This is a genomic window from Bordetella flabilis, assembly GCF_001676725.1.
GTDB classification, from domain to species: domain Bacteria; phylum Pseudomonadota; class Gammaproteobacteria; order Burkholderiales; family Burkholderiaceae_B; genus Bordetella_C; species Bordetella_C flabilis.
The window spans coordinates 978,755-1,004,620 of record NZ_CP016172.1; the positions used below are offsets into that span (position 1 = coordinate 978,755).

The following is a 25,866-nucleotide window of genomic DNA, read 5'->3' on the forward strand; positions in this document are numbered from 1 at the left end:
TCAAGCCGGGCGGCTGTCTGCGGCGCCGGTGAAGGCGGACGGCGTGGCATCGTTTTCGAAGGGCTCGGCGTTGAGCCAATGCATGAAGTTGCGCAGGAAGATATCCGTGGTGCGGGCGGCGTTGCCGGGCGACACCGACGCGTTGTGCGGCGATATCCAGGTGTTGGGCGCGGTCCACAGGGGCGAACTGCCGGGCAGGGGCTCGGTCGCGAAGACATCGAGGTAGGCCGAGCGCAGGCGGCCTTCGTGCAGCGCGGCGGCAAGCGCGGATTCATCCGTCAGTTCGCCGCGCCCGACATTGGCGATGCCGGCGCGCGCCGGCAGCAGGCCGATGCGCCGGGCGTCGAGCAGGCCGCGGGTCTCCGGCGTCAGGGGACAGGCCAGCACCAGCCAGTCGCATGACGGCAGCAGCCCGTCCAGCGCATCGAGCCGGCAGACCCGGTCGAAATGCGGCACCGCGCCCGTGCCGCGCCGCACGCCTATCGTGGTCAGGCCGACCGCCTTGAGCAGCCTGCCGGTTTCGCGGCCGATGGGCCCCAGGCCCACGATGACCGCCGTCTGTTCATGCAGGTCCCGCGTCATCTGGGCCGGCCCGAGTGGCTGCCAGCGCCGCTCGGCCTGCGCCCTCAGCCAATAGGTGAAGCCCCGGGTCTGCGCGAGTATCGCGCCGACGATGGTCTGGGCGATGGGAACCGCGTTCGAGCCCGACGACGTGGTCAGGCGCACGGCGCGCCGCAGGGTCGGCTGGTACAGATGGTTATCGATACCGGCGGAACACACGTGCAGCCATTCGGCGCGCGGCGCGGCGTCCAGGATATCGAAGAAGGCCCGGCTGGCGGGGCTGGGCGCGCCCTTGCTGCTGCCTTGCATGATGTCGCGGGAATAGAACGCCAGCCGTATCGAGGCATGCGCATCGGCAGGCGGCGTATGGCCTGGCTGTTCGGGCGCGATGACGAAACGCACGGTGTGGCCGGAGGCGCGAGCCAGGGCGCCCAGGCGGTCGCCGATTTCGTCATGCACGGTCTTGGAGATCAAGAGCCCGATGCCCTGTTCTTCATTCATGGGATTCCTTCGAGGGTAGGCGCCCGCACGGCCGTGTTCTCATCGTTCGATGACCGCGTGGCGTTTCAGGTAAGGGCGCAGCGCTTCGGGGTCCGGGTCGATGCCGATGCCGGGCTCGTCGTCCAGCGTGATATGGCCGTTCACCGGGGCCGGGAAAGCCGGCGCGGCAAGCGTGCGCAAGGGATTGGGATTGGCGTCGAGTTCCAGCACGCCGTCGCCGCCGGCTGCCGACAGGACATGGGCGGCCAGCGCGGCGCCGACATGGGAGCCGAAGGCATGGGGGCAATAGCGTCGCCCGCTGGCCAGCACTTCGCGGGCGAGCGGCAGCACCTTGCTGATACCGCCCCATTTGCCCAGGTCGGGCTGGACCACGTCCAGCCACGCGAATGCCGTCCGGAAGGCTTCCAGGGTCAGCAGGTTTTCGCCGCCGGCCAGCCGGTGTCCGCCCTGGCGCAGTGCCAGCCATTCGCTGGCCGGGCGCTCGGGGCCGATGGGTTCCTCCACCCATTGCAGCGGCAGCGCCCGGATGCGGGTCAGCGCCCGCAGGGCCCCGTCCATATCCCAGCCGCAGTTGGCGTCGATCATCGCGCTCTCGCCGCGGGCCAACCCGGCCACGTTGCGTTCCAGATCGTCCAAGGCGCGTTCATCCTTCAGGGCGGCCTTGAACTTGAACGCGCGAAAGCCGCGTTCGCGCAAGGCGTCCAGGCCGGCGCGCGATATCGACGGCGACACGCCGCTGGCATAGACAGGCAGGCGCCGCGCCTGGCCGCCCAGGAGGCGGTACAGCGGCACGCCACGCGCGCGCGCGGCCATGTCCCACAGCGCGCAGTCCAGGCCCGCCAGGGTATGCGCCAGGGGGCCGGCTTCGCCCGCCAGCCGCAGCATGGGGATCATCCCTGCTTCCAGGTCCGCGGTAAGCGCGGGGATGGAAGCCAGCGGCTGGCCGAGCGCGCGCGGCGCCAGCAGATGTTCCAGGATGGAAGCGCGATGGTAGGCGCCGAAGGCCGGATGCCCGCTCCATATCTCGCCCCAGCCATGATGGCCGTGCTGGTCTTCGACCTTGACCAGCACGGAGGTGCGTTGCGTCGATACGCCGAAGGAGGAGGCCACCGCGGGCGGCGCGTCGTCCTGGAAGACGTAGACCTGGATGCGCGAGACGATCTGTTCGGCCGAACAGATGGCGCCGTGCGGAATGCCGGAGTTCATTGAAGCGGTGTCCTCTGTCGGTACGCCCGGGTGCCGTGTCGCCATGTCCGGGTGCAGTTCCTAGCGATTGGTCAGGCCCGGCGAGCGCGAGACCACGTCGGCCCACAGGCGGGACTGCGCCTGCCATTCCTGCTGGAAATCGTTGCTGCTGCCGCCGCCGGGCTGCAATCCCGCCCCGCGCAGCAGCGCCTGCACTTCCGGCGCCTCCAGCGCGCGGTTCATCGCCGCGTTGAGGCGGTCGACCCGATCCGCCGGTACCTGCGTCCGGGCGAAGATGCCGGCCCAGGAAGAGATTTCCATGCCGGACACCCCGGCCTCGGCCATGGTGGGAAGGTCGGGGAAGGCGGCGGATCGTGCGCGGCCCGTCGTGGCCAGCCGCTTCACCCGCCCCGAGCTGACGAAAGGCTCGGTTACCGTCTGGGTTTCGATCAGCATGTCCGCGTTGCCCGAGGCCACGGCCAGCGCGGCTGCCGGGCTGCCGTTGAAGGGCACCTGGTAGATGTCGACGCCGGCCTGTTGCTTCAGCACTTCCGTGGCCAGTTGCGCGGCGCTGCCCGGGCCGCTGTTGGCGGCGACGAAGCCGCCCGGCTTCTCCCTGGCCCGCGCAATCAGCGCGGACATGGAGTCGATGCCGCTATCGCTGCGCACGATCAGGTAGAAGTCTGTCGAGTACATCTTGCCCACCGACTTCAGGTCCTTCAGCACGTCCACGGCCTGGCGCGGATAGACGTGCGGATTGATCGCCATCGTGCTGCCGGCGGCAACCAGGACGGTGTAGCCGTCGGGCGGATTCTTCAACACTTCCTGCGCGGCGATCTGGCCGTTCGCGCCTGGACGGTTCTCGATCACCACCGGTTGCCCGAGCGCCTGCGCCATGGATTGCGCCAGGGCCCGCGCCCCCGTATCCGGCGTCGATCCGGCCGGCGAGGCGATCACCATCGTGATGGCGCGTGCGGGATAGTCCTGTCCGGCGGCCTGGGCGGCGGCGCATGCCGACAGGCATGCCAGGGTTGAAAGCAATCGGCGCATGGTCGTCTCCTGGGCCGGACGTCGCGCGCCCTGGGACAGGCGCGTCGCGTCGCGGTCGAATAGAGCGGATGGTAGGGATGTCGCCGGCGGTGGTCTAATACCAAATTGGTCCTGGGCGATACGCGCGGCGTTTCACCGCGCGGCGCGTGGGCGAGGCAGCCAGCCGGCCGGGGCACCATGCCGGCTGCCCAATACAGCGGAAACCCTCCATGTCGACGCGCGCATCCAACCTGGACCTACGCATGGTCCAGCAATTCCTTGCGGTGGCGGAAACCCTGAGTTTCCGCAAGGCCGCCGAGCAGATGCACATGGCGCAGCCGCCCTTGAGCCAGGCCATCATGCGGCTGGAGTCGCTGGTGCAAGCCCGGCTGTTCGAACGGTCCCCGCGCGGCGTGCGGCTGACGCCGGCTGGCGAAGTCTTCAAGATGGAAGCCACAAGGCTGCTGAACCAGGCCAATCGCGCGCTGGAGCGCACGCAACAGGCGGGGCGTGGCGAACTGGGCACCGTGCATGTGGGCTTTATCGGGCCCGCGATGACCGTGCTGCTGCCCAAGGTCATCCTGTCGTTCCGCGAACGGTTCGCCGGTGTGGAGCTGACACTGCACGAAGGAAGCTCCATGCAGGTGGCCGCGATGATCAACTCGGACACGGTGGATATCGGTTTCCTGGTTACGCCGGCTGAACTCGAGGCCGACGTGGCGACCGAGGATATCGTCGTCGACGCGCTGAGGGCCGTGCTGCCGGCGGGGCACCGCCTGGGAGGCGCGTCGCAGATTCGCCTGGAGGAATTGGCCGACGACGCCTTCGTGCTGTTTTCCGCGCAGGGCGTGCCCACGCTGTCATCGCGCATCGCACAGTTGTGCCGGCAGGCGGGTTTCGAGCCGCGCATCGTCCAGGAGGCGGTGCAGATCTCCACGGTGCTGGGGCTGGTCGCGGGCGGACTGGGTGTGTCCATACTGCCCGGATCGATCAGCGCGCTGGCGACAGGCGGCGTGGTGTGCAAGCCCATCATCGCGGACGCGGACCTGCTGCGCGTGCGCATCAGCGCCGCCTATCGCCGCGACAAGTTGAGCGACGCGGCCCAGGCCTTCCTGATGACGGCGCGCCTGCACGCGGACACCGCGCCGGGACCCAGGCGCTAGCGGGCCTTGCCGCGTGCGCTTTTTTTGGCGGGGGCGGGGCGCTGCGCTTCCCGGGCTGGCGCGGTGGCGCCGGCGTTCAATCGTTCCATCCAGGACAAGGCGTCGGCGTAGGCCAGGAACTGGTGCAGATAGGCCGGCGACAGCTCGTGCATCACCGACAGGGCGCGGTGCACCAGGTGGCTGGAATTGAGCGGACCGGCATTCTGCGGAACCTGCTCCAGCGATTGCCGCAATTGGCCGTTGGCGCTGACGCGGGCCCAGACCGCGCGGACCTCATCGAGCAGCGGCACTTCCGGATAGGACGGGCGGGGCGGCAGGGCCGCGTCGGGTGTGGCGTCCTCGGCGCCGCCAGCGCCCCGCGCCATCGCGTGATGACGGGCGAGGTCGGCCAGCAGGCCGGCAAGCGTGCCGGGTTGCGGGTCGCCGCCGGCGACGTTTTCGGCCTGGCCGAGGCCTTGTGCATCGCCGGCTCCGCATGCGCCGCCTGCGGCATCGTGCTCATAGGCGCGCAGCAACTGCGCCAGCTTGTTATCGAGTACGCGCCGCGCCTCGCCGCGCTGGGCCGCAGCCCGGCGGGCCAGGGCCTCGATGAAATGGAAGCGTACCGGGTCGCGGCGGTCGGCGCCGCGCGCCCGCCATGCGGCGAGCGTCTCCAGGGCTTCGCTGGACGGCTCGCTACTCATGGGAGGGCACGGGCGCGCCCGACAGCCTGGGGACCGGGGCGATTTCCACGCGGCGGTTCTTCGCCCGCCCTTCGGCATCGGCATTGGATGTGACCGGCTGCTCCGAGCCGAACGCCGCGGCGAACACGGACGAAGGCGGGACGCCGTCATCGATCAGGGCTCGGGTGACCGTCAGGGCCCGCTGGGCGGAGAGTTCCCAGTTGTCCGCGAAAAGCCGGTTGCCGCCGCGCACCTGCTGGTCGTCCGTAAAGCCGCTGACCATCAGGATCTGGTCATTGGCCTGCAGGTAAGCCGACAGCGGCTGGACCAGGCTCTTCAGGAGTTCGCGCCCTTCCGGCTGCAACTGGGCGGAGTTCAGGGCGAACAGCACGCTGCCGCTGATGCCGATGCGGCCGTTCACCAGCGTCACGCGCCCGGCGGCCAGCGGACCGGCCAGGGCCTGCTCCAGGGTCTTGCGGCGTTCGGTCTCGGCCTGCCGCCGCTGCACTTCGTTTTCCAGCTTGGCGGTCAGTTCCAGCTGTACGCCGATCACCCCCACCAGAATCAGCACGAAGGCCCCAAGCAGGGCGGACATCAGGTCGCCGAACGCCGCCCACGTCGGTACGGCGGGGTCGGCGCCGCCGTCGATATGCTCGCTCATGCCGCTTCCGTGCCCGTGGCGGCGCGCTGGCTGGCGAGCGCCTGCAGGTCTTCGAGAATCTGCTTCTGCGACATCATGCTCAGGTCGACGACTTCGCGGGCCTGGGCGACGTAGTACGCCAGTTGCTCGTCACTGCGCGTCATGGACTTGTCCAGCGCCGCTTCGATGCGCTTGAGTTGCGCCAGCAGGGTGTCGTTCGATTCCGCGAACATGTGCACCGCGGCGCCGAAGGCTTCGCCCAGGCTCGCGACCTCGACGGCGCTGCCCGTGACCTGCGCGGCCACTTCGGACAGCTTGCCGGTTTCGGCATGGACCTTGTCGGTAAAGCCGGTGCCGACCCGTTCCAGCAGGTCCGCGGAAGAGGCGACCAGCGCGTCGACGGCCTGCCGTTGTTCGGTCGATGCATGGTTGACGGCATCGAGCAGCGTACCGACCGTTTCCAGCAGGCGGCCGCGCTCTTCGAGCATCGCGTTGTCGCGCGCCATGCTGTCCGTGAGTTTCTGGCGCAGCTCGGCGACCACCTCCGCGGCGGCCTTGGGCGCCTCCGATGCCGCCTGCACCAGTCGCGTGACCTCGGCGATGGTGTGGCTGGTGTGCGCCTGCGTCTGGGCGGAGATATCGCGCACGGTGCCGGCCAGCATGTCGCAGATTTCCTGCTGGCGGCTGGCGCTGCGCGCGCCGGCCTGTTCCCATTCCCGGCCCAGCGTAGCGCCCATGGCGGCAAGCGTTTCGGTCCAGGCCGCCAGGCGCTGCGCATCGCGCGACGCCAGTTCGGCCTGCAGGCCGGCATGCGACCGGTCCATCGTCGCCAACAAGGAGGCGGCATGCTGTTCGAAGCCGGCCGAGACCGCGGCCAGGGATTCGCGGTTGTCGCGCGTCAGTTGTTCGCTGACGCGCGCGTGCTGCGCCAGGGCCTGGTTCCAGGTCGCCGAGACCTGGTCCACCGCGGCATCCAGGCGTCCCGAGACGCCATCCAGCAGGGTCGCGGAGTGTTCGGACATGGACTGCAGCAGGTCGCCGGAACGCTGCGACACGTTGCCCAGCAAATCGGCGGAGCGCTCGGCCAGCGTGCCCAGCAGGCTATCGGACCGCTCGGATACCTTGTCCAGCAGCTTGTCGGCCCGGTCGGATACGTTGTCCAGCAGCGTGGCGGAATGGCCCGACACGCCATCGAGCAGGGCGGCCGAGCGCTGCGACATCGTGTCGAGCAGCGCCGCGGACTGTTGCGCCACGCCTTGCAGCAGGCCGGCCGAGCGCTGTTCGAACGTCGCGGTGTACCGGTCCATCGTCGTGCCCAGGTCCCGCGTCATCGCTTCGGTGGTGCGCTGGTGGCCGGCCAGCGCCTTGTCCCAGATGTCGGCCACGGTCGCGGTGGTGGACTCGAAGCGCGTGGACAGGCCCTCCAGTTGTTGCTGGACAGCCTGCGTCACGGTGTCGTGCCATGCGGCGGTCTCGCGGGCCAGGCCCGCCATGGTCGCCTCCACCGCCGGCTGGATCGCGGCGCCGGCGGCGCGCGCGCTTTCCGCGACGCTTTGCTTGATGGCCTGGTCCACGGAGGACGCCAGGCGGCTGTACGCGATCTCGGCCTTGCCATGGAAGGCATCCTGGCCGGCCGCCAGGCGCTCGTTCAAGGCCTGGCTGTGCTGCGTCATCGCCGTCATCATCGCGTCCAGCCGCTCGACCAGGGCAGGCATTACCTCGGCTTGCCGCTGCAGCAGCCTGAAGGCTTCGTCGCGCTGGCTGGCGTGCGAATGGACGCGCAAGGTGGTGGCGATGGCGCCGTCCAGCTTCTGCGCCGCCTGGATGCGGTCGCGCCGGCACAGCGCGGAAAGCAGGCCCAGCATGGCCGAGGTGGCCACGCCCGCCACCGAAGTGCCGAAGGCGAAGCCCAGGCCCTTGACCGGTGCCGCGAGCGAGGCGCGGATGGCCTGCAGGTCCGTGGCGCTTTCGAGCGCCAGGCCGGTGCCGCGCAGCGTGGCGACCATGCCCAGGAAGGTGCCCAGCATGCCGAGCAGGACAAGCAGGCCGACCAGGTAGGGCGCCAGTGTCGGGCCCGGCAAGGCCACGCGGTCGCCCTGGATGCGCAGGCGGGCCGCGTTGCGCAGGCTGGGATGCAGGCGATCCAGCCAGCTGTCCAGGCTGGGCGGTGCTTCGGTGAGCGCCGCGAGCGCCCTTTGCAGCGTGCCCGTGGCGCGTTGATAGCGTTGCAGTTCGAGGGCGCCGGCCAGGTAGAAGGCGCCCACCAGCAACGTGACCGCCAGGGCCAGTGTGTTGGAGCCGGCATAGGCGGCCCCGACCCAGCCGACGACGGCCAGCCCTGCCACGAAAACAGCGAAATTGATCAAATATCTAGCCATGGCGTCCTGGTTGGCGGGTGCGCAGGGCGGCAAGCAGCCCTTCGACCGGTTGTAAGCGAACATCCAGTTCGGCGAGTAATACGTTGCGCATATCCTGTCGGAAGGTGTCCAGCCATGCGCCGGGGGCCAGCGTCGCCGGCGTGCCCGCGGCCTCGGCCTCCGCCATTGCCGCTGCCTCCGCCAGGCGCAGGCGGTGGAAATGAGCTTCCAGCAGGCCGGGGATGGTGCCCAGCAGCGCGCGCTCACGTTCCCCCAGGGCCTGCTCCATGACCGCGTCGACCCGCACCAGCCGGCTCATGCCGGCATGGCTGGCGGCCAGCGTGGCGCGCAGGCGGCCGCGCAGCTTGCCGATGGCGGTCTCCATGGTGCGCTGCAGGGCAAGATACCGCTGCCGGTAAACCGCATAATCCACGGTTTGCGCGCCGGTCCGCGCGGCACTGTCGGCAGCGGCAGGCGTCAGCGGGGCGGGGCCGGGCGACTCCGGTGCCGCGCGTTGCGCCATTGCCTGTGCCGTGCCCCGCGCTGTCGGGAGGGGCCGAGGCGCCTGCTGGCGCCGGCGGGCCGCCGAGAATGCACCGTCGTTGGCGATGGCCTTGGCCAATGTGGTCCGCACGCGGGCGCACTCCCGCTCCTCGTCTTCGGCCGGGGTGGGCGCACCGCCGGGCAAGGCCGGCGGGTCGCTGTCCAGGACGGTCGACAAGGCGATGGCGTGCGTCCAGCCCAGCCATTGGCTTAGCCGGTCCGGCAGCGATTGCCTGGATTCCGCGGCGTTGAGGTCGGTCAGGCGCGCAAGCGAGCGTATGAGCGTGGGCCCGCTGAAACTTGTGCGTCGTGGCGCTTCGTGCACCATACCACCAGAGGGAAAAATCCAGCAGTTTACACGGCGTTGGCGCGCGTAGCGGCCTGGCGGGCCGTGTATCCGGGAAGGGCGCCGTTACACTGTCCCGGCGATAGCGAGGTCCGCGGCGGTACGTCCGCCCGGGGCGGACCGGGGCGGGCGGGGTGCCCGCCTGGCACGCCGGGTGTCATGATTCCTGAGGTGATCGGCCATGCAGATCAGGGATATCACCAACGAGTACGCGCTTTTGAAGTCCTACAAGGCCGTATTCGTGGACAGCCAGAAGGCGGAGCTCCTCAAGCTCTACCATCAGAACAAGCGGCGCTTTCCGGTATTCGGCGCGCGCGTGTTCACCGCGGCGGGCGCCGCGCCGGCCGCCACGCCCGTGGCGCTGATCGATTACCGGATGCGCGAGAACCTGGACGACGCCGCGCCCGGCCGGCTTTTCATCCTGGAGCGGATCGACAACCCGTCGGATAAAGGCAGGACACGGCTTTTCTGGGTCTGGATATCGCCTGCCCTGGTCGCGCAAATGGCGGCGCCGGCAACGGGGGAAGTACCCGTCAAGGCGCACGTGCTGTTTCATCCGTTCGGCAATATCCACGAGTATCCGGCGTATTGGCAGGGCGGGATCGACCCCTTGCAGATACCGAATTTCCTGGAGCTGGGCGCGCGTTATCTGTGCAAGGAAAAGCAGACGGTGACGCAGCATTTTTGCGCGGTACGGCCGGGAGGATCGACGCCGGGCGCCGATGGATTCGCGGACAGGAAATGTCCCTGGGCCATGATGGTGGTGGTGCCGGTATCCAGCAGTGCATCGTTCGCGAGCCTGGGCGACCCGGCGGAGTTGCAGGATGCGCTGGAGCAGATCGCCAGGCGGTGCCATGAAGGGATTACAGGAAGGGTCGTGGCGGGCAGCCCGGTGAAGCTGCAGCGTGTGGCCGTGTCGGGATACAGCCGCAGTGGCGCGGTGCTGCAGGCGCTGCTGTCGCACGCGGGCCGGGGCAGCCGCTTCATGGATACGCTGCTGAAGGAAGTCTATGCCTTCGACGTGATGCTGGACGAGAAGGGCGGGAAGGATAAGGCGCCGGTCAGCAAGAAGCAGGGGTATGAGACGTTCTGGGCCAGGCTGAAGACCTGGCAGGGGGACGACGCGGACAGGCGGATACGGTTGTACAGCGCGGAGCCGGATACGGTGGGGGGGATTTATGCCGAGCTGAAGGAACGGTTGAAGCGGTATGGAGGGGGGTATCACCGGGCGGGGGTGCCGTTCTCGGGGTTCAACGGGAAGGCGATGCCGGGGGGGAAGCAGACGTATGCGGGGTTGATGGACGGGTTCGAGATTTACTCGACGGATAACTCACGGTCGTTGGTGGTGTTGCCGTCGGGGAATGCAGAGGTTTATCTGTCTTCGGAGAATTTACGGAATCCGCGGGGGTTTGCCTTCGGGGGGGATTACGAGGCTGGGCTCGAGGGGCATAGCTGGTTTGTTTCGCGGTTGCAGTCGCATGCGTTGTTTCATAGCGGGTTTTAGGGGTTGTAGCGGGGGATTCGCGGGGCGGAGGATGTGGGAGTGGATTGTTGGCCGGCGGGTGTTTGGTTTTGGTGGTGGGGTCTTTGCGTGTTCTTTTGACGTCTGGTGGGGTGGTCGCCTGCCGGGGCCGTGCCGGGCGGCCGGTCCGGCGCCCCGGGGCGCCGGACACCGGGTCGCACGCTCGTCCGGCCGCCGCTGCGGGGTGGGGTTTTTGTGTGGACCCGTGCGGCAGGCCTCCCTTCGCGCCAGCTCGCTCGGCCTTTACGGCCCGTCCCCAGCAGGCGACCACCCCGCCAGACTGCGGTGTCCGCCCATGACGGCCGCTGGGGAGGGGTAGGTTCTTGCCGCTTCGATGCGGGGCGGTTGGTGTCGGAGGATTTGCGATTGTCCGCGAAGGTGCGGCGGGCGGTGCGTCCGCCGGGGCGGGGACTGCCCTGTGCTGCCGGGCGCGGCGCGGGAAGGGCATCGTCCGGGAGTGGTCAGGGCCTACTCGTCAGGTGGGGATGGGGGTGGGGGCGTGGGATCCAGTTGGCGGCCGGTGCGGGGGTCGTATTGGACTTCGACGGCGACGATCTGGTCGGTGGGGACGATTTCGAGCCACTGGTCGAAGACCTCGAAGGAGCCGTCCGGGTGTTGCGGGTCGGTGGCGGTGGGTGTGGCGCGGAAGCCGCCTTGCAGGGGGTAGAAGCCGTGTTCGAAGACTTTGTCGACCGGGGTGGCGCTGACTTTGTTGTCGTCGTCGGTTTCCTGGGGCGGGTATTGGCCGACCTTGCCGGAATCGGTTTGTTTGTCGCTGACTTTCTGGGCAAGGATTTCCAGGGCTTGCAGCAACGTCTTGCCCTGAAGGTCGGGCTCGCTGCCAGCGTACATGTCGGTGGGGCCGATGCCGTTCATGCCTTCGACCTGCTTGAGCCAGTTGAGGGCGGCTTTGTTCTTGCCGGGGCGGATGGGGATGACGGCTTTTACCCAGGGGGCGTTGAGGAAGGCATTGCGCAGGTCGTCGCCGTCGAGCTGCAGGAGCCAGCCTAGCGATGCGCCGAGGCGGGCCGGGAGGGAGTCTTCGGTGATGTAGTAGTTGTCCTCGCGGCGCGAGTGCGCGCCGCCCCAACTGACCAGGCTGTCGCGGCTCAGGGCGGTGGAGGGGGGCTTGACCTTGCCCAGGGGATGGAAGCCGGTCTGGGTGATGGGCAGGGCGGCTGCGGGACCAGGCTGGGCGGCGAGGTACTGGCCGTAATGCGCGCGCGGCTTCCACCATTCGGGCGCGACGAAGTAGAGCATTTTGTCGACGTCGAAAATGGAGTCGAGCAATTCGGACACGGCATGGCGCGTGGCGTTGTCCTTGATGGGAATGCCCTTGGTAAGCATGCGCTGGATCAGGGCGCGATAGACCACGATGCGTTCTTCCTCGCGCAGGTCCTCGTAGCGGCGCGGCGATATCTTGCTGGCGAGCTTGATGCGGTCGCGCGCGGCGGAGAGGTATTCCTTGCGATTCAGTTCCGCTTTCTGTTCGGTGAACTCCTTCGCGCGCTGGGCGTTGTCGGTCTCCACCTGCTCGATCAGCGCGCGGCGTGGCAACCAATTGAGCTTGGCGCCAATGCGGATGGGCGAATTGCCCTTGAAATTGACATAGTCGAGATGAACGACGAAGGAGACTTCGGTAATGGGCGTGGCGCTGTCGGGATCGGCTTGCGTCAGGTCACGCACGGACAGTTCGACATCGGCGCCGCCCTTGTCGAACAGGATGTTCGGGTCCAGGTAATAGCCGGGTTGCGGCGGCGATACGACCTGGCGGAAATCCGCCTGGATGGTTTCCCGGTCGCCCTCGTTCAGGTCGGAATCCACCTCGCGGCCGTTGCGATAGGCTTCGTCCATGTCGCCGCGGTCGTCGGAGGTCTGGACGAAGGGGATCTCGATGGATACGTCGACGGGGAGAGGCTGGGGTCGCGCCAGCGCTTCGGGGTGCTGGGGTTCGGCGTCCGGCGTTTTCGCGATGTGGACGAGTTCCGCGATGCCGAGTTGGGCGCCGGGTTCGTCGACGTAGGTCTGCCAGCAAAGATAGGTGCCGATATCCTGCACCTGGACGCCGACCTGGCGCATTTTGCGGCGCAGTTCGTAGTTGACCAGCTGCTTGCTGTTGTTCGTCAGGACATAGCGCTTGCTGGAGGTGTCGGTGGTTTCGGTGATGACGCGCAGCGTGCTCTTGTAGTTCTTGCGGATTTCGGTGGCCAGCTTGTCCGATTGCTGCCGCATCCGCTTGTGCGCCTGTTCGCGCGCGGTCTGCTGGGTGGCCGACATATCGAAGCTGGCGCTCTGGTTGGTGGTGCCCCACACCCACTTCTGTTCGCCTTTGACGTTGGCGCCGAATTTGGTCTCGGAGCGGTTGTCGGTCTTGACGGCCTCCGACAGTTCGTCCTGCGTGGTGGTGGCGCTTTCGGTCTTGACGATGGACTCCGCGAACTCCTCCGTGACCCGCTCGGTGTAGACGCGTCGCGTGCTGACCTCGACGAGCTCGACGGTGGAGCCGGGGCTGATCCAGATATGGCCGACGGGCGACCCCAGGAAGGTGTCGAACTCGAAGAAGTACTGGCGAAACAGATGGACGATGCCGATGGGGGAGAGGCCGACACGGTCCAGGTCTTTCTTGGGATCGATGACGTCGAACGGATCCTCGTAGGCGAGCGGCGCCAACAGCTCGGTCAGTGCTTGCGCCGGTTTGCCGTAGAAGAGTTCGTGCAGGATCGGATGGAGGCCTTCGGCGCGCAGGGACGCGAGGATGCCGGCGGTGGCCGATTCGCGCGTGGCCTGCGCGTCGACCCAGTCGATGGCTGGCCGGGAATCGCCGCGGTAGGCTTCGCGTACGGCTTGCCAGTTTTGCGCATACCAGGCGACATACCAATCCCGCACGGGGTTCTGCAGGATGTCGTCCAGCTTGGCGGGGTCCAGGAGATCATCCCAGATGGCGGGATCGTAGTCCTCAGGGGGCGGCAGGCGCCGTGCCAGTTCCCGCATCAGTATGGTGTCGTGGCGCGGGGTCGGCTCGCGGTCCGCGGTGAGGAAAGGCTTGATGTCCTCGAGGAAGTGGTCCTGGTTGACTTGCAGGATGTAGCGGGACTTGAATTTGGGCCGGAGCCTGTCGAGCACCGACGCGTGTTCGCCATAGAGTCCCTTATGCAATCGGTCCAGCGCGCTTTTTGCTTTCCAGCCCAGCAGGGGCTGATAGACGCCGAAGATCTCGCTGGCATAAGGAAGCGTCTGGGTGAAGCGCTTCAGAAGAGCGTCCCGAATCATCGCAGTGTCCCCGCACGTTATGACTGCCGAAGCTCAGATGGCTGACGCACAGTAAAACAAGGGCGACCGGAACGGCAAGGCTGTACTTTCGGATACGCCTATTGTCGGAACCGCGATGGGGGAAGTCCTGGGGACCGCCGGGCGGCGGGGAGAGGGGCACGCCTGCGCCGGACAGGGGGTCTGGGTGGCCGGGCGGAGGGCATGTGGCGGCGTCCGTGCGGGAGTGACCGGATGTCCGGCCGCGTCCGCACGGACACGCCGAGGTCATTTCTTTTGCAGTTGCGCGCGCACTGTTTCGACCGCGGTGGACTCCGCCTGCCGTATGGCCAGGCGCAGCTCGTCAGGGGTGCAATGCAGCTCCTTGGTCCAGTAGCGCAGTTCCCAATCCTCGTTGACGTTGATACGGGAGCGGTCGCGCGGTCCTCGATCGTTCAGGTCATCAGCCATCATCGTTCTCCATAAAAAACGGTGGCCTCGGAGCAAACGGCATGCCGGCCTTGGGAACGCTGGCCTTGCCTGCGCTGCGACCCTGCCGGGCCCCGGCCCCTCCGCTGCGCCATGGATGCCGGGGGGAAGGTCCGCGCCGCGACCGCCTTATCCACAGCATCTGTGGACAACCCATGGGATAGGCCGCTGGCAAGCCAAAAAAACAGTGCGGCGCCAAGGACTTACCGGTACTGGGCAAGGCGGGCGCAGGGTTCGGCTCCCTGGCTTGGGCCTCGCGCTCCGGCGGTGGCCGCCGGCTTTACGCGAGACCGTGGGCTTCCCTCGCGAAGGCCGCCAGTTCACGATTGAACCGCCCCACGTCTTCCTGGAATGGCGAATGGCCGCAGTCGTCGAACCATGAAATCCGGGCATGCGGGATCGCCTGCGCGATCATGCGCGCCCCTTCGGGCAGCACCACGGTGTCATGCGTTCCCTGCGTAATCAAGGTCGGGACCCGGACCTTGCGCAATGCCGCGATCGTCGCCTCCGGATCGGTCCGCCACCCCGACGCCGCCCGGCGTACCTCTGGGGGCACCAGCATGTTGTAGCAGAGCGCCCGCTCGTACAGCGCCGCGGCTGGCCGCCGGTGATAGCACGCATTCAGGAAGTCGATGGTCTGCTGGATCTGCTGCGCCAATGCCGGCTCCGCCTGCGCCTGAGGTGGCGCCTGCGGCGTGGCCGGCCCCGCGGCGCGTGGATCCTCGATGACCCGCGACCCCACGAAATTGATGCCCGCGAGCGCCGCGTCGCCGTAACGCATCAGGTACTGGCGCAATATCCGCCCACCCATGGACCAGCCCACCACGACGGGCCGTTGCAGCGACCTGGCCTTCAACACCGCGGCCAGGTCGTCGGCCCAGGCCGTATCGTGCCGGTACGCCTGCGCCTGCAGCGGCTTGTCGGAGGCGCCGTGGCCGCGCACGTCGTACGCCACCAGGCGGAATTCGCGCGCCAGCTCGCTGGCGATCTGCGGTGCGAAGCACAGGTGGCATTGCGCCACGCCGTGGATCAGAAGTATCTCCGGGCCATCCCGTTTGCCCCATTCATAGGTGGCGATGCGAACGCCGTCCGCCCCCGTCGTCATCTGCGGCGCCACCGGCGGCAGCGCCGCGGCGTCATGCTGGTCGGTAGTGTCCATCAGCGTGAAATCTCCTCCAGTGGGCGGCGCAATGTGCGCGGCCCGAATATCGCGATGACCAGGATCATCAGCACCATCGCGATTCCCATGAAGAACGCCACGCCGGGCGTGCCGCCTAAATGCAGGAAAAACCCGATCAACAGGCCGACGATGGCCGCGCTGGCGCGGCCCCATGCGTATACGAAACCGACTGCCCGCGCCCGCAGCCGCGTAGGGAATTGCTCCGCCTGGTAGCTATGGAAAATGAAAGAAAGCCAGTTGTTCGATAGCGTCACCAGGATGCCGAACGCAATCACGGCGACGGGGTGGACCTGCAGCGCGAAGAACAGCATGAATATACCAATGCCTATCCCCGCGCAGACGATTTGCCATTTGGGTTCCATGCGGTCGGCCACCAGCAAACCGAGCAAGGGACCGAAGGGATTGATGATGGCGATGATGAATGCATACTGCAGGCTCGTGGTGATAGCCACGCCCTTGGCGATCAGCAGGGTCGGAACCCATGCGCTGAAGCCGTAGAAGCCGACTACCGCGAGCAGGTTGAACAGGGACATCACGATCAGGCGTTTGCGGTAAGGCGGGCGCAGCAGCTCGGAAAACCGCCCCGTCGTCTGGGCCCGCACCGATGTGGACGCGGCCGGCGGAGGCAGCGGTCGTCCCGTTTCGCGCTCCACGCTGGCCTCGATATCGCGCATGATCTTTTCCGCGCGGTCGCGGAATCCGTGCAGGGCCAGCCAGCGCGGGCTTTCGGGCAGCCGCCGGCGCAGCCACCAGGCAGCCAGCGCCCCGGCCGAGGCGATGATGGCGACCCAGCGCCAGCCGTCCAGGCCGAACGGCTGGCGCGGAACCAGCAGCCAGCCCAGCAGGGCGACCACGGGCACGATCAGGAACTCGATGAACTGGTAGAAGGCGAAGGCCCGGCCGCGCGCCGTCGGCGGCACGAGTTCAGGAATGAAGGTGTCGATCGTCACCTGTTCCAATCCCAGCCCGATCGACGCGATGAAGCGGAAGAGATCGATGCCCCCCGCGCTGTGCTGGAACGCCATGATCAGCGTGGCCAGGGAGTACCACACCAGGGATACGGTAAAGATCGAGCGTCGGCCGACACGGTCGGCCACGAAGCCGAAACCGATGGTTCCGACGAACATGCCGGCGAAGGTGCAGAACACGAAGAAACCGACGCCGCTCAGCCCGAAGAAGTGCAGGGAACTGCTGGCAAAGAGCCCGCTTTTCACCAGCCCCGGGGCGATGTAGGCCGTCATGAAAAGGTCGTACAGCTCGAAGATGGCGCCGATCGAAATAAGCAGTACGAAGTGCCTGGCGGTACGGGAATAGGGTAGCCGGTCGAGGCGCGCGGCGACTTCCTGCGCATAGGCGTCGTCGGGGTCCATCGTCACGGCGTCCAGGCCCTGCGCGTTCGCTGTACCGGCGGCAGCCGGCCCCGCGCCATTCGCCGATGCGCGTATGTCCATGTGCTCTGTCTCCTGGTTGTTCTTGTATGTTCGTCCGGGAATACTCCCCGAAAGCTCGTGCGGTCTCGGGCTTGTGCCAGAAGCCGCATGCGCCGTCAGGCATGTTCCCGGAAGCGCACGCGCTTTCGCAAGCCAAATAAATGCACAAGCCGTATGAGGAAAAGTCATGCCGGCAAGGGCAAGCGGCCTTGCGGAGGCGGCGCGCCGCGCCGGGTATCAGCGGGAGCGGGTGTGGCAGGCACGGCGCGGTGCCTGGAGACGGGTTCAGTCCTGCAGGCCGCGCACGTTGCGATAGGCGCAGCGGCGCGTATCCACATAGCGCCGCCGGAATTCCACCGGTCGGTCCTGGAAGGTGAAGGCGGTCCGTTCCACTTGCAGGACCGCGGCGCCGCGCTTCAGGCCGAGCGCCTTGGCCACGCCCTCGTCGGCCTCCGCGGCCGTGACGTCCTCGGACACGCGAACGACAGAGACGGCGTAGCGTTCCTGGTAGAAGCCGTAGATCGATCCCCGCCGCGCGGCGAAGTCCTGTGCGCCCAGGTTGGCGAAGACATTCAGCGGTATCCACAGCCGGTCCAGCATGACCGGTGCGCCGTCGATCGTGCGCAGGTTCTCCACACGGGCGACCGTACCGCCGCGCTCCATGCCGAACAGGGCGGCGAACCGTGCGTTGGCGCGTTCCTTGGCGAAAGACAGCAGTTCGGCGGCGACCTTCACGGGCGCGCCGGCAGCATCCACGTAGTTGAAGTACAGGTCGAACGCGTGTTCGTCGGTGAACCGGGCCACGATGGTGCCGCGTCCGGCACGGCGGATAAGCAGCCGCTCGGCGACCAGCGACTCCACCGCCCGCCGTATGGTGCCTATGCCGACGCCGAACAGCCGCGCCAGTTCCGGTTCGGGGGGCAGGCGGTCGCCGGCGGCCCAGACGCCCGTGCGCAGCTTGTCAAGGATGTTGCCGCGGACGACTTCATAAAGGGGCTGGTCGAAGGAGGAGGCGTTCGCTTGCATCGGGGCGGGAGGGACAGTCGGGTTGGTGCAAGAGCATACCGGATCCCGTCCGCGTCCTGCCTTCGTCATTTCACTTCGAATCATTCGAATGATTCGATTGACGACGGCAAGTCGCGAGCCTACACTCGTCCGCGGGCTTGCCGGTCGTCGGCATGCCCGCCACGGAGATTCCAAATGCCCAACCCGATCAAGCACATCGCCTTTCGCGTGGAGGACCTGGACCGCGAACGCGCGTTCTACGAGCAGGTCTTCGCCTACAGGCATGTCAATACGGTGCGCCGCAAAGGCGTGCGCGGCGACCATATTTCCTGCCATATGACCGATGGCTACATGGACCTGACGCTGATCCACTATGAAAGCGCGGACGCCGACGAAGCCGATTTCGCCGGCCCGTCGCCCTGCATCCACCACATCGGCATGGAGGTCGACGACCTGGATGCCTTCATCCAGGCCATACGGGACAACGGCGGCGAAATCCTTACGGCGCCGGGCCACTTGCCGGTGAAGTTCCGGTCGCCGGGCGGCCCCGTGGCCGAGGTCGTGCCGCGCAAGCGCTGGGAAAGCCAGACGCTGGCGGCCGGCGTACACGGCGAAGTGCTCAGCTAAGGATTACGGTGAGCGACACCGCGGCGCGGTGCGCTGCTTCCGCACGGCACCACGACGGGACACCACGGCGGGGCACCATCACGCGGTAGGGCCGCGCGGCACTACCACGCGGCACCACGACGCGTGACTGCCACGCGGTACATCCCCCCGGGGCCTGTCGCGCTCGCCGCGCAGCGTGCCAACCGGGATGCAACGCCACGATGCCGGGTGCTAGAACCGGATGTTCCGTCGCCGTGCGTCGCACGTGGCGCAGGTTTGCACCATCACGGTGAAGCTGCGCGTGCCGGTCCATTTCAAGGTTTCGGGCTGGATGCGCCAGTTCTCCCGCGCCTTGTCGCCGGGGAAGCTGCGCGTCTTGCCGCTGGCCGGATCGATCACGTGCAGCCAGGAGGCGCCGCCCCCCTGGCTGGCCAGTACCACGCGCTGCCCGTCCGGACTCCAGCTTTGCCAGCGGTCGGGGCCATACTTGCCGCCGTAGGCCTGGCGCACGCGGCCTGCCCTGGCGTCGAAGACGAATACCGACCAGCACAGCGCACTGGCCGTGGTGCCGTCGCAGGCTTGCAGCACGCGATACTGCCCGCCGGGCGCGGGCGGGAACAGGATGACTTGCCGCGCGCCCACCGGCGCCGCGCCGCCCGGACCCTGCACGTAGGAGACCGCCAGGGGACGGGCCAGCGCCTTCTGGCGATACGAAAGCATGCCGTCGCCGTCCAGCGCGAAATCGCATGCGGGCAGTGCCGGCCGCACGCCCACGAATTCGGCGACGCACGCTTTTTCGACTTGCGTATGCGATTGGGCAACGGCGGCGCCGGCCAGCAGGGCGCACAGGACGGCGCCGCTGGCGAGCGCTTGCGGATAGAGGCGCGGCGGCAGGGCCATGACAGGGGCCCTGCTACGGCAGGTTCAACTGCCAGGAGACGCCGAAACGGTCGTTCAGCCATGCGAAGCGGCGGCTGAAGCCGTAGTTGTCGGGCGCCATCAGCATGCCGCCGCCCTCGGAGAGCCCCGCCACCAGGCGCGCGAACTCCTCCTCTGACTGGCAGTCGACGAAGAACGAGAAGGACGGCGTGAAGTCGAAGTTATGGCGGATCGGGCTGTCGATGCACCGGACGGTCTGCCCGCCCACGCGCATCGTGGCCGTCTTGACCGTTCCGGCCGGGCCGGCTTCGCCGGCCTCATACCGGTTGATCTCCACGATCCTGCTGTCCGGTATCAGGCCTGCATAGAAGTCCATCGCTGCTTCTGCATCGCCCTGGAACATCAGGAAGGGGGTAACGCTGGCCACCATGATTCCTCCTTCGGGCCGACGCCCGGCTGCCCGGGCGCCGAACGGCGCGGTCGAGTGCGTAGTCGCTGCACGCAACGATATCACTGTGACGCCGCGGTCGGGAAAGGGATCTTCGGGGTGGCGTCCGCGCGGATGCCGGTGACGCATTTTGTGGCAGCAGAGGGATGCAGCGCGTTGGCGACTGCGCCGATTCGATGATGCAGTGGGGCCGCCAGAAGCGGCGGGCGGGCTATACCGGCGGGCCGGATATACCGAGGGTCTGCGTTATGCCGACCCGCCCGGGGGCGTGGCCCGGGAATCGGACCATCGCGCCCGCGCGTCCGTCAGTTCGGCGCGGCGCTTGCGCTGCGCGTGCTATCGCCGCCCGGTGCCGCGTCGCTGGCCGTATAGGCTTCCACGTTGAACCACGTGTCGCCCAGTTCGCCCGGAAACAGGCCCGCCGCACCTGGAGCGAGCCGGTGCTCGGCGCGCTGGGTGCCCTCCGACTCCACGTAGAAAACCAATTCCTGGTTGGTCGTATTGGAGATGTAGATGTGTCCCGGCGACCGCGCTGGCGTGGCAGCGGGCGCGGCGGGGGCCGTCGATTCGGCCTGGCCCGGTGTGGAAAGCGAGAACAACAGCGCGGCGGCAAGAAGACTGCGTGCATGGGCGGACATGGAGGGACCTCCGGATGGGCGCGGCAGGGCCGCGGATGGTCCGTCAGGGCATTATGCGCCGTTGGCGGGCCTTCGGACCGTGGAGCCGCCGCGGTGGCGCGGGCCTCCGGGATGCATGGGCCGGCAGGCATTAGACTGCGCGCGCAACTCCCCCGCAATGGCCGCCATCCTCGTGTGCCGGGCAGCCGGAAGCGCGTCTCATCTCTTGGGCCACATACTGCCGCGCAAGGCTGCGCGTGCCGCACGGCGATTCCTGCAACGTTTTTCATCCGTGCGGCGACGACTATGTCCGGGGGCAGGAGGCAAACCGCGCGCACCCTGCGTCGGGGCTGGCGTCAAGCCAGCCGGTTTGCCCTGTTTGGTGGACGGCACGGTCGGGAGCCGCGACACCGGGGGGACTTCTTCATGGCAACGTATCCGGGGTTGTCCGTTTTGCGGGTGCGACGTGGCGACAGAGCTTGGCTAACGCCGGAAATCGTTCAAAATGCCGGACTCCTCGTCCTTGCTTCCACATCGACCCCGATGTCACGCGCCCAACGCTTGCTGGATCTGCTGCAGACACTGCGCAGCCACCGCTACCCGGTGAGCGGCGGGCAACTGGCCGCCGAACTGGGCGTGAGCCTGCGGACGCTGTACCGCGACATTGCGCTGCTGCAGCAGCAGGGTGCGCATATCGAGGGCGAGGCGGGCGTCGGTTATGTGCTGCGGCCCGGCTTCATGCTGCCGCCGTTGATGTTCTCCGAGGATGAAATCCAGGCGCTGGTGCTGGGCACGGGATGGGTGGCGGACCGCGCCGATGCGCAACTGGGCCGCGCCGCCCGCAATGCGCTGGCCAAGATCGCCGCCGTCCTGCCGCCGGAATTGCGGCGCGAGTGCGAGGACGGCGCATTGTTCGTGGTGCAGGGCGAGCAGGTGGCCGATACGGCCGATGTCGCCCTGATCCGCGACGCCATCCGCAGGGAGCGCAAGCTGCGCATCGAATACCGTGACGAGCGCGAGGCGCGGACGGCACGCACGATCTGGCCGTTCGCCCTGGGATTCTTCGACCGGGTGCGCATCGTCGCCGCATGGTGCGAGTTGCGGGGCGGTTTCCGGCACTTCCGCACTGACCGCATCGTCGCCCTGGAGGCGTCCGGCGAACGCTATCCCGAGCGGCGGCAGGCCCTGCTCAAGACCTGGCGGGCGCAGCAGGAGTGCGGCACGAAGCCGGAATAGCCAATCGCGCTCGCGGTGCTGCGCAGGCTGGGGACTTATGGGGGCTTCAGGCTGCTGACAAAACCTGACAGTGGCGGCCGTTAGCCTGCACAGGCGCCCGGACCGCCGGGCGTTCTGTCCGGCCGCTGCGGCCGATCAACCAGGAAAGCGCCATGCACCATCCAGCCGTGCATCATCCCAATTACATTCTGCTGTTCGTCGAAAATCCGCCGGCCAGCGCCGCATTCTACGGCGCGCTCTTCGATTGCAAGCCGGTGGAGTCCTCTCCCACGTTTGCCTTGTTCGAACTGGCGTCCGGCATCAAGCTGGGCCTGTGGTCACGGCGCGATGCCGAACCGCCCGTCATTTCGCGCGGGGGCGGCAGCGAGCTCGGCATTCCCGTGGCGGACGATCACACCCTGGACGCCCTGCATGCGGACTGGGAGGCACGCGGGCTGGCCATCGTGCAAGAACCCACGGACATGGACTTCGGCCGTACCTTCGTCGCGCTGGACCCCGACGGCCATCGCCTGCGGGTGTTCCGGCTCGCGACGCCAGGCGCGGCCACCTCGCGGCAGGACGAGGACGCGGTGATCGCAGCCTAGCGCAGGGCAGGCAAGTACATGCGCGAACAGGGCGCGGGCCGTACCGGGCGGGCCATGCCCAACGTCGCGCCGGTCATGCCCGCGGCGCGCTGCACTCGCGCGCGGCAGTCGGCAGCGGCCATGCTGGTCGCCGTCCGCGCGCCATTGGCATATCAGGCCGCGCTATATCCCTCGGCAACCAGCATAGGCGTGGCGCCTGGCCGGGCGGGGGTGGCCTGCAACTGCACCACCGGGCTTTCGCTGAGCAGAAACACGCGCACGGCGTCCAGCAACTGGGCCGACTGGCTTTCCAGGGCGGCGGAGGCACTGGCCGCGGCGGTGACGAGTGCGCCGTTCTGCCGTGTCAGATCGTCGATCTGCGCCACGGCCTCGTTGACCTCGTCGATACGGGTGCCTTGGGCCTGGCTTGCGTGGCCGATCTCCTGGATCAGCCCCACCACGCGGTCCACGCTGGCGACGATTTCCGTCATGACACCGGCGGCATCGTCTGCCTTGCGCGTGCCGTTGTCGGTTTTTTCCAGCGAGGTGCTGATCAGGCCGCGTATGTCTCGCGCCGCAGTCGCGCTGCGCTGGGCCAGCGCGCGCACTTCGGAGGCGACGACCGCAAAGCCGCGTCCGCTTTCCCCGGCGCGCGCCGCTTCCACCGCGGCATTGAGCGCCAGGATATTGGTCTGGAATGCGATGCTGTCGATCAGGCCCGTGATTTCCGAGATCTTCTGGGCTTCCTGGCGGATCTCGCCCATGACGCTGGCCACGTCGGTGACCGCCTGGCTGCCGGCGCCGGCGACCGCACGGGCGGCCCCGGCGAGTTGCGCCGCCTTGTCGGCGCTGGCGGCGTTGTCGTGCACGTTATCCGCCAGCGTGCGCATCGATTCCACCGTGCGGGCAAGGGATTCGGCCTGAATGCGCGTGCGTTCTTCGAGTTCCGCGTTGCCCTGGCGGATGTCGCGCGACGCGCCCGAGATGGCCGTGGCCGCGCTGCGCGCGCGGCTCATGGTCCGATGCACGGCATCCATGGTGGTCTTGAACGAGCTGCCCAGCATGCTGTTCATGCCCAAGCCGCCAAAGCGCAGATCGAACAGGCCGGGCTCGCGTCCTAGGTGTTCGCTGAGGTTGGCCAGTTCGGCCGCCGTCACGGCGTCTTTCTCCATGCGCCAGGCGAGCCAGCCCAGTGCCGCGGCCTGGACGACCACAAAGGCGGCATGCAGCAGCACCATCCGCAGGCCCGGCGCCGTGAAGCAATAGATCCCGTAGCCCCATTGCTGCAGATAGCTGAACGACAGGTGATGCACGGCGATGACCAGCGCGGCGCACAGGATGGTGCGCCAGTCCCGATACGCCAGCAGGATGGACAGCAGCACGAAGATGCCGAAGTGCATTTCCGTCATGCCTGAGGTGAGCTGTATGTTCAGTGCCGCGAACGCCATCAGCGCCGCCGCCACCGCCAGGCGGGTCAACAGACGCCCGGGATGGAAAAGAATCAGCAGGGTCGGCAGGCCCGCGGCGACAAGGCCGACGGCCAATGCCGAGGTCCAGCGCCCGTACTGCGGCGCCAGGCTGAGCGCGACGACGAACAGCAGCCAAAGGATGGGCAGCATGGCTCGGTCGGTGCGGCGGTAAGAATCGTCCAGCAAATCGGCGGTGTCGTTCATGGGCGTGTCCTTGGGGAAGGGCGCCGACCTGGCGCAACCTCGTCGGCCGCCAATTTACTTCATTTTGTGAATGCCCATTGCTGATAATTTCCGCAAACTTCATAGCTTGCCTCGGAGACCGGTCCCGACGTGGCGCGTTCAGCGCGGATTCAGGCTGGGCAGTCGTATAATCGTATACGATTCTACAAACTACACTGTGACGACGGATGGACTGGCTCTCCCCGCCCATGGGCGATGACACCTTCGAGGAACTCAAGAACACCTCGCTGGGCAAGCTGGTACGCGACAGGCTGCTGGGCCAGATCCTGTCCGGCGAGTTCGCACCCGGGCAGGCCCTGAGGGAGTCCGAGCTGGTCGAACGGCTGAAAGTATCCCGGGTGCCGGTGCGCGAAGCCCTGCGTGAACTGGAGAGTTCCGGCCTGGTCGTGTCGCGCAAGCATTCCGGCGTTTACGTGCGCCAGCTGTCCGACGACGAGGTCCGGGACCTGTACCAGTTCCGCTCCCTGTTGGACAGCCATGCCGGCCGCATGGCTTCGCAATTGCCCGATGAGAAGCGGCAGGCGCTGGTGCAGGCGCTGGAGCCTTGCACCGAGGCCATGGATGCCGCCATACGCGACCAGAACCCGCAGGCCTACTACCGCGAGAACCTGCGGTTCCACGGCTTGTTCATCGATTACGCGGGCAACCGCGAGATTGCGAAGACATATCGCGAAGTCATACAGAAGCTGCATCTGGCGCGGTTGAAGAACCTGTCGACGCAAGTCCATCGCGAGCAATCCAACGCGGAGCACAAGCGGATCGTCAAGGCGCTGCGCGACTCGACCACGATCGCCCATGCCGAATACTGCGCGGAACTGCTCGCGCACCACGTCATCAACGCGCACGACCGGCTGTCCGGCATGTAGGCGGATGACACCCAGGAGACCGGGCCGCCCCGTGTCCCGTTTCAAACTCAGAAGAGGAGACAAATCGTGAATCGTCGTTCATTCCTGCTTGGCGCCGGCGTTACCGCATTGGGCCTGCCGTACGCATCCTTCGGCGCGTCGAAGTATCCGGACCGTCCCATTACCTATATCGTTCCGGTGGCGCCCGGCGGCGGCAGCGACTATGTCGGCCGCGCGACCACCAGCGCCTGGGGCAAGGATCTGGACGCCACCTTCGTGGTGGAAAACCAGAGCGGCGGCGGCGGTGTGATCGCCTGCCAGAAGACCATGCGCTCCAAGCCCGACGGCTATACGCTGATGCAGGGCTACGTCGCCACCCTCGGCACCGCGCCGGCGACCCGCAAGGTGCCCTACGACCCGGTGAAGGACTTCACCGCGGTGGGCATGATCGGCGGCACGCCCAATGTGCTGGTGGTCAACGCCAAGTTGCCCATCCACAACCTGAAGGAATTCATCGCCTACGCCAAGCAGCACAGCAACATGAACTACGGGTCCGCGGGCGCCGGTTCGCTGACCCACCTGTTGATGGAGCTGCTGCAGCAGCAGGCCGGCACGCACATGGTGCATATCGCCTACAAAGGCATCGCGCCGGCGTTCACCGATTTGCTGGGCCAGCAGACGCAGGCCATGTTCCCCGGCCTGGCGGCCGCGGTGCCGCACCTGCGTTCGGGCACCGTGCGGGCCATCGCCTTGTCGGGCGACCGCCGCAATCCGGGCTTCCCCGACGTGCCGACCTTCAAGGAACTGGGCGTGCCCGGTTTCGACGACGTGCTGCAGTGGTACGGCGTGTCGGGTCCTGCCGGCATGGATTCCGGTATCGTGCAAACCTTGAATACATCGCTGAACAAGGTGCTGGCCGACCCGGCCCTCGCCAAGCAGCTGGACACCGAAGCCATCGTGCCCATGCCGATGTCGCCGGCCGAGTTCGCCGCTTACGTCAGCAAGGATTTCGAACGCTGGTCGAAACTCGCCAAGGAACAGAACATCCGCCTGGATGCCTGATTTCCTGCCGGCAGGGCCGGCCTGACCATTTTCAACGCT

General features: G+C 67.4%; 23 protein-coding genes. 7 read left to right on the forward strand and 16 right to left on the reverse strand.

What is annotated here, in order from left to right:
- From BAU07_RS04300 to BAU07_RS04310, 3 genes are read right to left on the reverse strand one after another with little or no spacing between them, the layout of a single operon-like run.
- Nucleotides 1–1,062 (reverse strand): D-2-hydroxyacid dehydrogenase, encoded by a 1,062-nt coding sequence (locus BAU07_RS04300; protein ID WP_084025316.1) that lies wholly within the window; start codon nt 1,060–1,062, stop codon nt 1–3.
- A gap of 39 nt (nt 1,063–1,101) precedes the next feature.
- Nucleotides 1,102–2,268, reverse strand: a complete 1,167-nt coding sequence (locus tag BAU07_RS04305) for a mandelate racemase/muconate lactonizing enzyme family protein (protein ID WP_066654446.1) — start codon at nt 2,266–2,268, stop codon at nt 1,102–1,104.
- 60 nt (nt 2,269–2,328) lie between these two features.
- On the reverse strand, nt 2,329–3,297 hold the full coding sequence (locus BAU07_RS04310; RefSeq protein WP_066654447.1) for a Bug family tripartite tricarboxylate transporter substrate binding protein: 969 nt from the start codon (nt 3,295–3,297) through the stop codon (nt 2,329–2,331).
- 209 nt (nt 3,298–3,506) lie between these two features.
- Between BAU07_RS04310 and BAU07_RS04315 the strand changes: the two genes are divergently transcribed.
- Nucleotides 3,507–4,439 carry a LysR family transcriptional regulator gene (locus BAU07_RS04315; RefSeq protein ID WP_066654449.1) on the forward strand — a complete coding sequence of 311 codons (933 nt, stop codon included), beginning with the start codon at nt 3,507–3,509 and terminating at the stop codon, nt 4,437–4,439.
- Here the strand turns inward: BAU07_RS04315 and BAU07_RS04320 are convergent.
- From BAU07_RS04320 to BAU07_RS04335, 4 genes are read right to left on the reverse strand one after another with little or no spacing between them, the layout of a single operon-like run.
- Nucleotides 4,436–5,122, reverse strand: coding sequence for a DUF2894 domain-containing protein (locus tag BAU07_RS04320; RefSeq protein ID WP_066654450.1), 687 nt, complete (start codon nt 5,120–5,122; stop codon nt 4,436–4,438). The genes BAU07_RS04315 and BAU07_RS04320 overlap by 4 nt on opposite strands.
- Complete coding sequence (locus BAU07_RS04325) at nt 5,115–5,762, reverse strand: OmpA family protein (protein ID WP_066654451.1); 648 nt, start codon at nt 5,760–5,762, stop codon at nt 5,115–5,117. Before BAU07_RS04325 ends, BAU07_RS04320 begins: the two co-directional genes overlap by 8 nt.
- Complete coding sequence (locus BAU07_RS04330; protein ID WP_066664784.1) at nt 5,759–8,119, reverse strand: DUF802 domain-containing protein; 2,361 nt, start codon at nt 8,117–8,119, stop codon at nt 5,759–5,761. Before BAU07_RS04330 ends, BAU07_RS04325 begins: the two co-directional genes overlap by 4 nt.
- Entirely contained in the window at nt 8,112–8,966 is an 855-nt protein-coding gene (locus BAU07_RS04335; RefSeq protein ID WP_066664786.1) for a DUF3348 domain-containing protein, read from the reverse strand. Before BAU07_RS04335 ends, BAU07_RS04330 begins: the two co-directional genes overlap by 8 nt.
- A gap of 202 nt (nt 8,967–9,168) precedes the next feature.
- Between BAU07_RS04335 and BAU07_RS04340 the strand changes: the two genes are divergently transcribed.
- Nucleotides 9,169–10,491: a hypothetical protein gene (locus BAU07_RS04340; protein WP_066654452.1), complete on the forward strand. Its 1,323-nt coding sequence runs from the start codon at nt 9,169–9,171 to the stop codon at nt 10,489–10,491.
- 486 nt (nt 10,492–10,977) lie between these two features.
- Here the strand turns inward: BAU07_RS04340 and BAU07_RS04345 are convergent, their stop codons facing one another.
- The 5 genes from BAU07_RS04345 to BAU07_RS04365 form a co-directional block, all read right to left on the reverse strand.
- Nucleotides 10,978–13,779 carry a hypothetical protein gene (locus tag BAU07_RS04345; RefSeq protein WP_066654453.1) on the reverse strand — a complete coding sequence of 934 codons (2,802 nt, stop codon included), beginning with the start codon at nt 13,777–13,779 and terminating at the stop codon, nt 10,978–10,980.
- 264 nt (nt 13,780–14,043) lie between these two features.
- Nucleotides 14,044–14,229 (reverse strand): DUF3606 domain-containing protein, encoded by a 186-nt coding sequence (locus BAU07_RS04350; protein ID WP_415830425.1) that lies wholly within the window; start codon nt 14,227–14,229, stop codon nt 14,044–14,046.
- Between the two features lie 295 nt (nt 14,230–14,524).
- On the reverse strand, nt 14,525–15,403 hold the full coding sequence (locus BAU07_RS04355; protein ID WP_084025320.1) for an alpha/beta fold hydrolase: 879 nt from the start codon (nt 15,401–15,403) through the stop codon (nt 14,525–14,527).
- Entirely contained in the window at nt 15,403–16,875 is a 1,473-nt protein-coding gene (locus tag BAU07_RS04360; RefSeq protein WP_066654454.1) for an MFS transporter, read from the reverse strand. The genes BAU07_RS04355 and BAU07_RS04360 overlap by 1 nt, the downstream gene beginning before the upstream one ends.
- Before the next feature lie 264 nt (nt 16,876–17,139).
- On the reverse strand, nt 17,140–17,880 hold the full coding sequence (locus BAU07_RS04365) for a GntR family transcriptional regulator (protein ID WP_066654455.1): 741 nt from the start codon (nt 17,878–17,880) through the stop codon (nt 17,140–17,142).
- Nucleotides 17,881–18,054: 174 nt separating this feature from the next.
- Here BAU07_RS04365 and BAU07_RS04370 point away from each other — a divergent pair, with 174 nt between their 5' ends.
- On the forward strand, nt 18,055–18,486 hold the full coding sequence (locus BAU07_RS04370) for a VOC family protein (protein WP_066654456.1): 432 nt from the start codon (nt 18,055–18,057) through the stop codon (nt 18,484–18,486).
- Nucleotides 18,487–18,696: 210 nt separating this feature from the next.
- Here BAU07_RS04370 and BAU07_RS04375 read toward each other — a convergent pair whose 3' ends face one another.
- The 3 genes from BAU07_RS04375 to BAU07_RS04385 all read right to left on the reverse strand — a co-directional run bounded on the left by BAU07_RS04375 (nt 18,697) and on the right by BAU07_RS04385 (nt 20,430).
- On the reverse strand, nt 18,697–19,365 hold the full coding sequence (locus tag BAU07_RS04375; RefSeq protein ID WP_066654457.1) for a TolB family protein: 669 nt from the start codon (nt 19,363–19,365) through the stop codon (nt 18,697–18,699).
- Between the two features lie 13 nt (nt 19,366–19,378).
- Nucleotides 19,379–19,774: a VOC family protein gene (locus BAU07_RS04380; protein ID WP_066654458.1), complete on the reverse strand. Its 396-nt coding sequence runs from the start codon at nt 19,772–19,774 to the stop codon at nt 19,379–19,381.
- A 323-nt stretch (nt 19,775–20,097) separates the two neighbouring features.
- Complete coding sequence (locus BAU07_RS04385; RefSeq protein ID WP_066654459.1) at nt 20,098–20,430, reverse strand: hypothetical protein; 333 nt, start codon at nt 20,428–20,430, stop codon at nt 20,098–20,100.
- A 522-nt stretch (nt 20,431–20,952) separates the two neighbouring features.
- Here BAU07_RS04385 and BAU07_RS04390 point away from each other — a divergent pair.
- Entirely contained in the window at nt 20,953–21,645 is a 693-nt protein-coding gene (locus tag BAU07_RS04390) for a helix-turn-helix transcriptional regulator (protein WP_066654461.1), read from the forward strand.
- Between the two features lie 152 nt (nt 21,646–21,797).
- The gene (locus tag BAU07_RS04395; RefSeq protein ID WP_415830423.1) at nt 21,798–22,229 is read left to right on the forward strand and encodes a VOC family protein; all 432 of its coding nucleotides are present in this window, start codon (nt 21,798–21,800) and stop codon (nt 22,227–22,229) included.
- 152 nt (nt 22,230–22,381) lie between these two features.
- Here the strand turns inward: BAU07_RS04395 and BAU07_RS04400 are convergent, their stop codons facing one another.
- Nucleotides 22,382–23,881 carry a methyl-accepting chemotaxis protein gene (locus BAU07_RS04400; RefSeq protein ID WP_084025322.1) on the reverse strand — a complete coding sequence of 500 codons (1,500 nt, stop codon included), beginning with the start codon at nt 23,879–23,881 and terminating at the stop codon, nt 22,382–22,384.
- A gap of 206 nt (nt 23,882–24,087) precedes the next feature.
- On the opposite strand from BAU07_RS04400, the gene BAU07_RS04405 reads away from it, so the two are divergent.
- Both BAU07_RS04405 and BAU07_RS04410 read left to right on the forward strand, forming a co-directional pair.
- On the forward strand, nt 24,088–24,786 hold the full coding sequence (locus tag BAU07_RS04405) for a GntR family transcriptional regulator (RefSeq protein WP_066654462.1): 699 nt from the start codon (nt 24,088–24,090) through the stop codon (nt 24,784–24,786).
- A 66-nt stretch (nt 24,787–24,852) separates the two neighbouring features.
- The gene (locus BAU07_RS04410) at nt 24,853–25,827 is read left to right on the forward strand and encodes a Bug family tripartite tricarboxylate transporter substrate binding protein (RefSeq protein WP_066654463.1); all 975 of its coding nucleotides are present in this window, start codon (nt 24,853–24,855) and stop codon (nt 25,825–25,827) included.
- Nucleotides 25,828–25,866: the final 39 nt, after the last annotated feature.

Coding starts and splice junctions, on each gene's coding strand:
- BAU07_RS04300 (WP_084025316.1), bottom strand. CDS start 1,062: ATGAATGAAGAACAGGGCATCGGGCTCTTGATCTCCAAGACCGTGCAT.
- BAU07_RS04305 (WP_066654446.1), bottom strand. CDS start 2,268: ATGAACTCCGGCATTCCGCACGGCGCCATCTGTTCGGCCGAACAGATC.
- BAU07_RS04310 (WP_066654447.1), bottom strand. CDS start 3,297: ATGCGCCGATTGCTTTCAACCCTGGCATGCCTGTCGGCATGCGCCGCC.
- BAU07_RS04315 (WP_066654449.1), top strand. CDS start 3,507: ATGTCGACGCGCGCATCCAACCTGGACCTACGCATGGTCCAGCAATTC.
- BAU07_RS04320 (WP_066654450.1), bottom strand. CDS start 5,122: ATGAGTAGCGAGCCGTCCAGCGAAGCCCTGGAGACGCTCGCCGCATGG.
- BAU07_RS04325 (WP_066654451.1), bottom strand. CDS start 5,762: ATGAGCGAGCATATCGACGGCGGCGCCGACCCCGCCGTACCGACGTGG.
- BAU07_RS04330 (WP_066664784.1), bottom strand. CDS start 8,119: ATGGCTAGATATTTGATCAATTTCGCTGTTTTCGTGGCAGGGCTGGCC.
- BAU07_RS04340 (WP_066654452.1), top strand. CDS start 9,169: ATGCAGATCAGGGATATCACCAACGAGTACGCGCTTTTGAAGTCCTAC.
- BAU07_RS04345 (WP_066654453.1), bottom strand. CDS start 13,779: ATGATTCGGGACGCTCTTCTGAAGCGCTTCACCCAGACGCTTCCTTAT.
- BAU07_RS04350 (WP_415830425.1), bottom strand. CDS start 14,229: ATGATGGCTGATGACCTGAACGATCGAGGACCGCGCGACCGCTCCCGT.
- BAU07_RS04355 (WP_084025320.1), bottom strand. CDS start 15,403: ATGGACACTACCGACCAGCATGACGCCGCGGCGCTGCCGCCGGTGGCG.
- BAU07_RS04360 (WP_066654454.1), bottom strand. CDS start 16,875: ATGGACATACGCGCATCGGCGAATGGCGCGGGGCCGGCTGCCGCCGGT.
- BAU07_RS04365 (WP_066654455.1), bottom strand. CDS start 17,880: ATGCAAGCGAACGCCTCCTCCTTCGACCAGCCCCTTTATGAAGTCGTC.
- BAU07_RS04370 (WP_066654456.1), top strand. CDS start 18,055: ATGCCCAACCCGATCAAGCACATCGCCTTTCGCGTGGAGGACCTGGAC.
- BAU07_RS04375 (WP_066654457.1), bottom strand. CDS start 19,365: ATGGCCCTGCCGCCGCGCCTCTATCCGCAAGCGCTCGCCAGCGGCGCC.
- BAU07_RS04380 (WP_066654458.1), bottom strand. CDS start 19,774: ATGGTGGCCAGCGTTACCCCCTTCCTGATGTTCCAGGGCGATGCAGAA.
- BAU07_RS04385 (WP_066654459.1), bottom strand. CDS start 20,430: ATGTCCGCCCATGCACGCAGTCTTCTTGCCGCCGCGCTGTTGTTCTCG.
- BAU07_RS04390 (WP_066654461.1), top strand. CDS start 20,953: ATGTCACGCGCCCAACGCTTGCTGGATCTGCTGCAGACACTGCGCAGC.
- BAU07_RS04395 (WP_415830423.1), top strand. CDS start 21,798: ATGCACCATCCAGCCGTGCATCATCCCAATTACATTCTGCTGTTCGTC.
- BAU07_RS04400 (WP_084025322.1), bottom strand. CDS start 23,881: ATGAACGACACCGCCGATTTGCTGGACGATTCTTACCGCCGCACCGAC.
- BAU07_RS04405 (WP_066654462.1), top strand. CDS start 24,088: ATGGACTGGCTCTCCCCGCCCATGGGCGATGACACCTTCGAGGAACTC.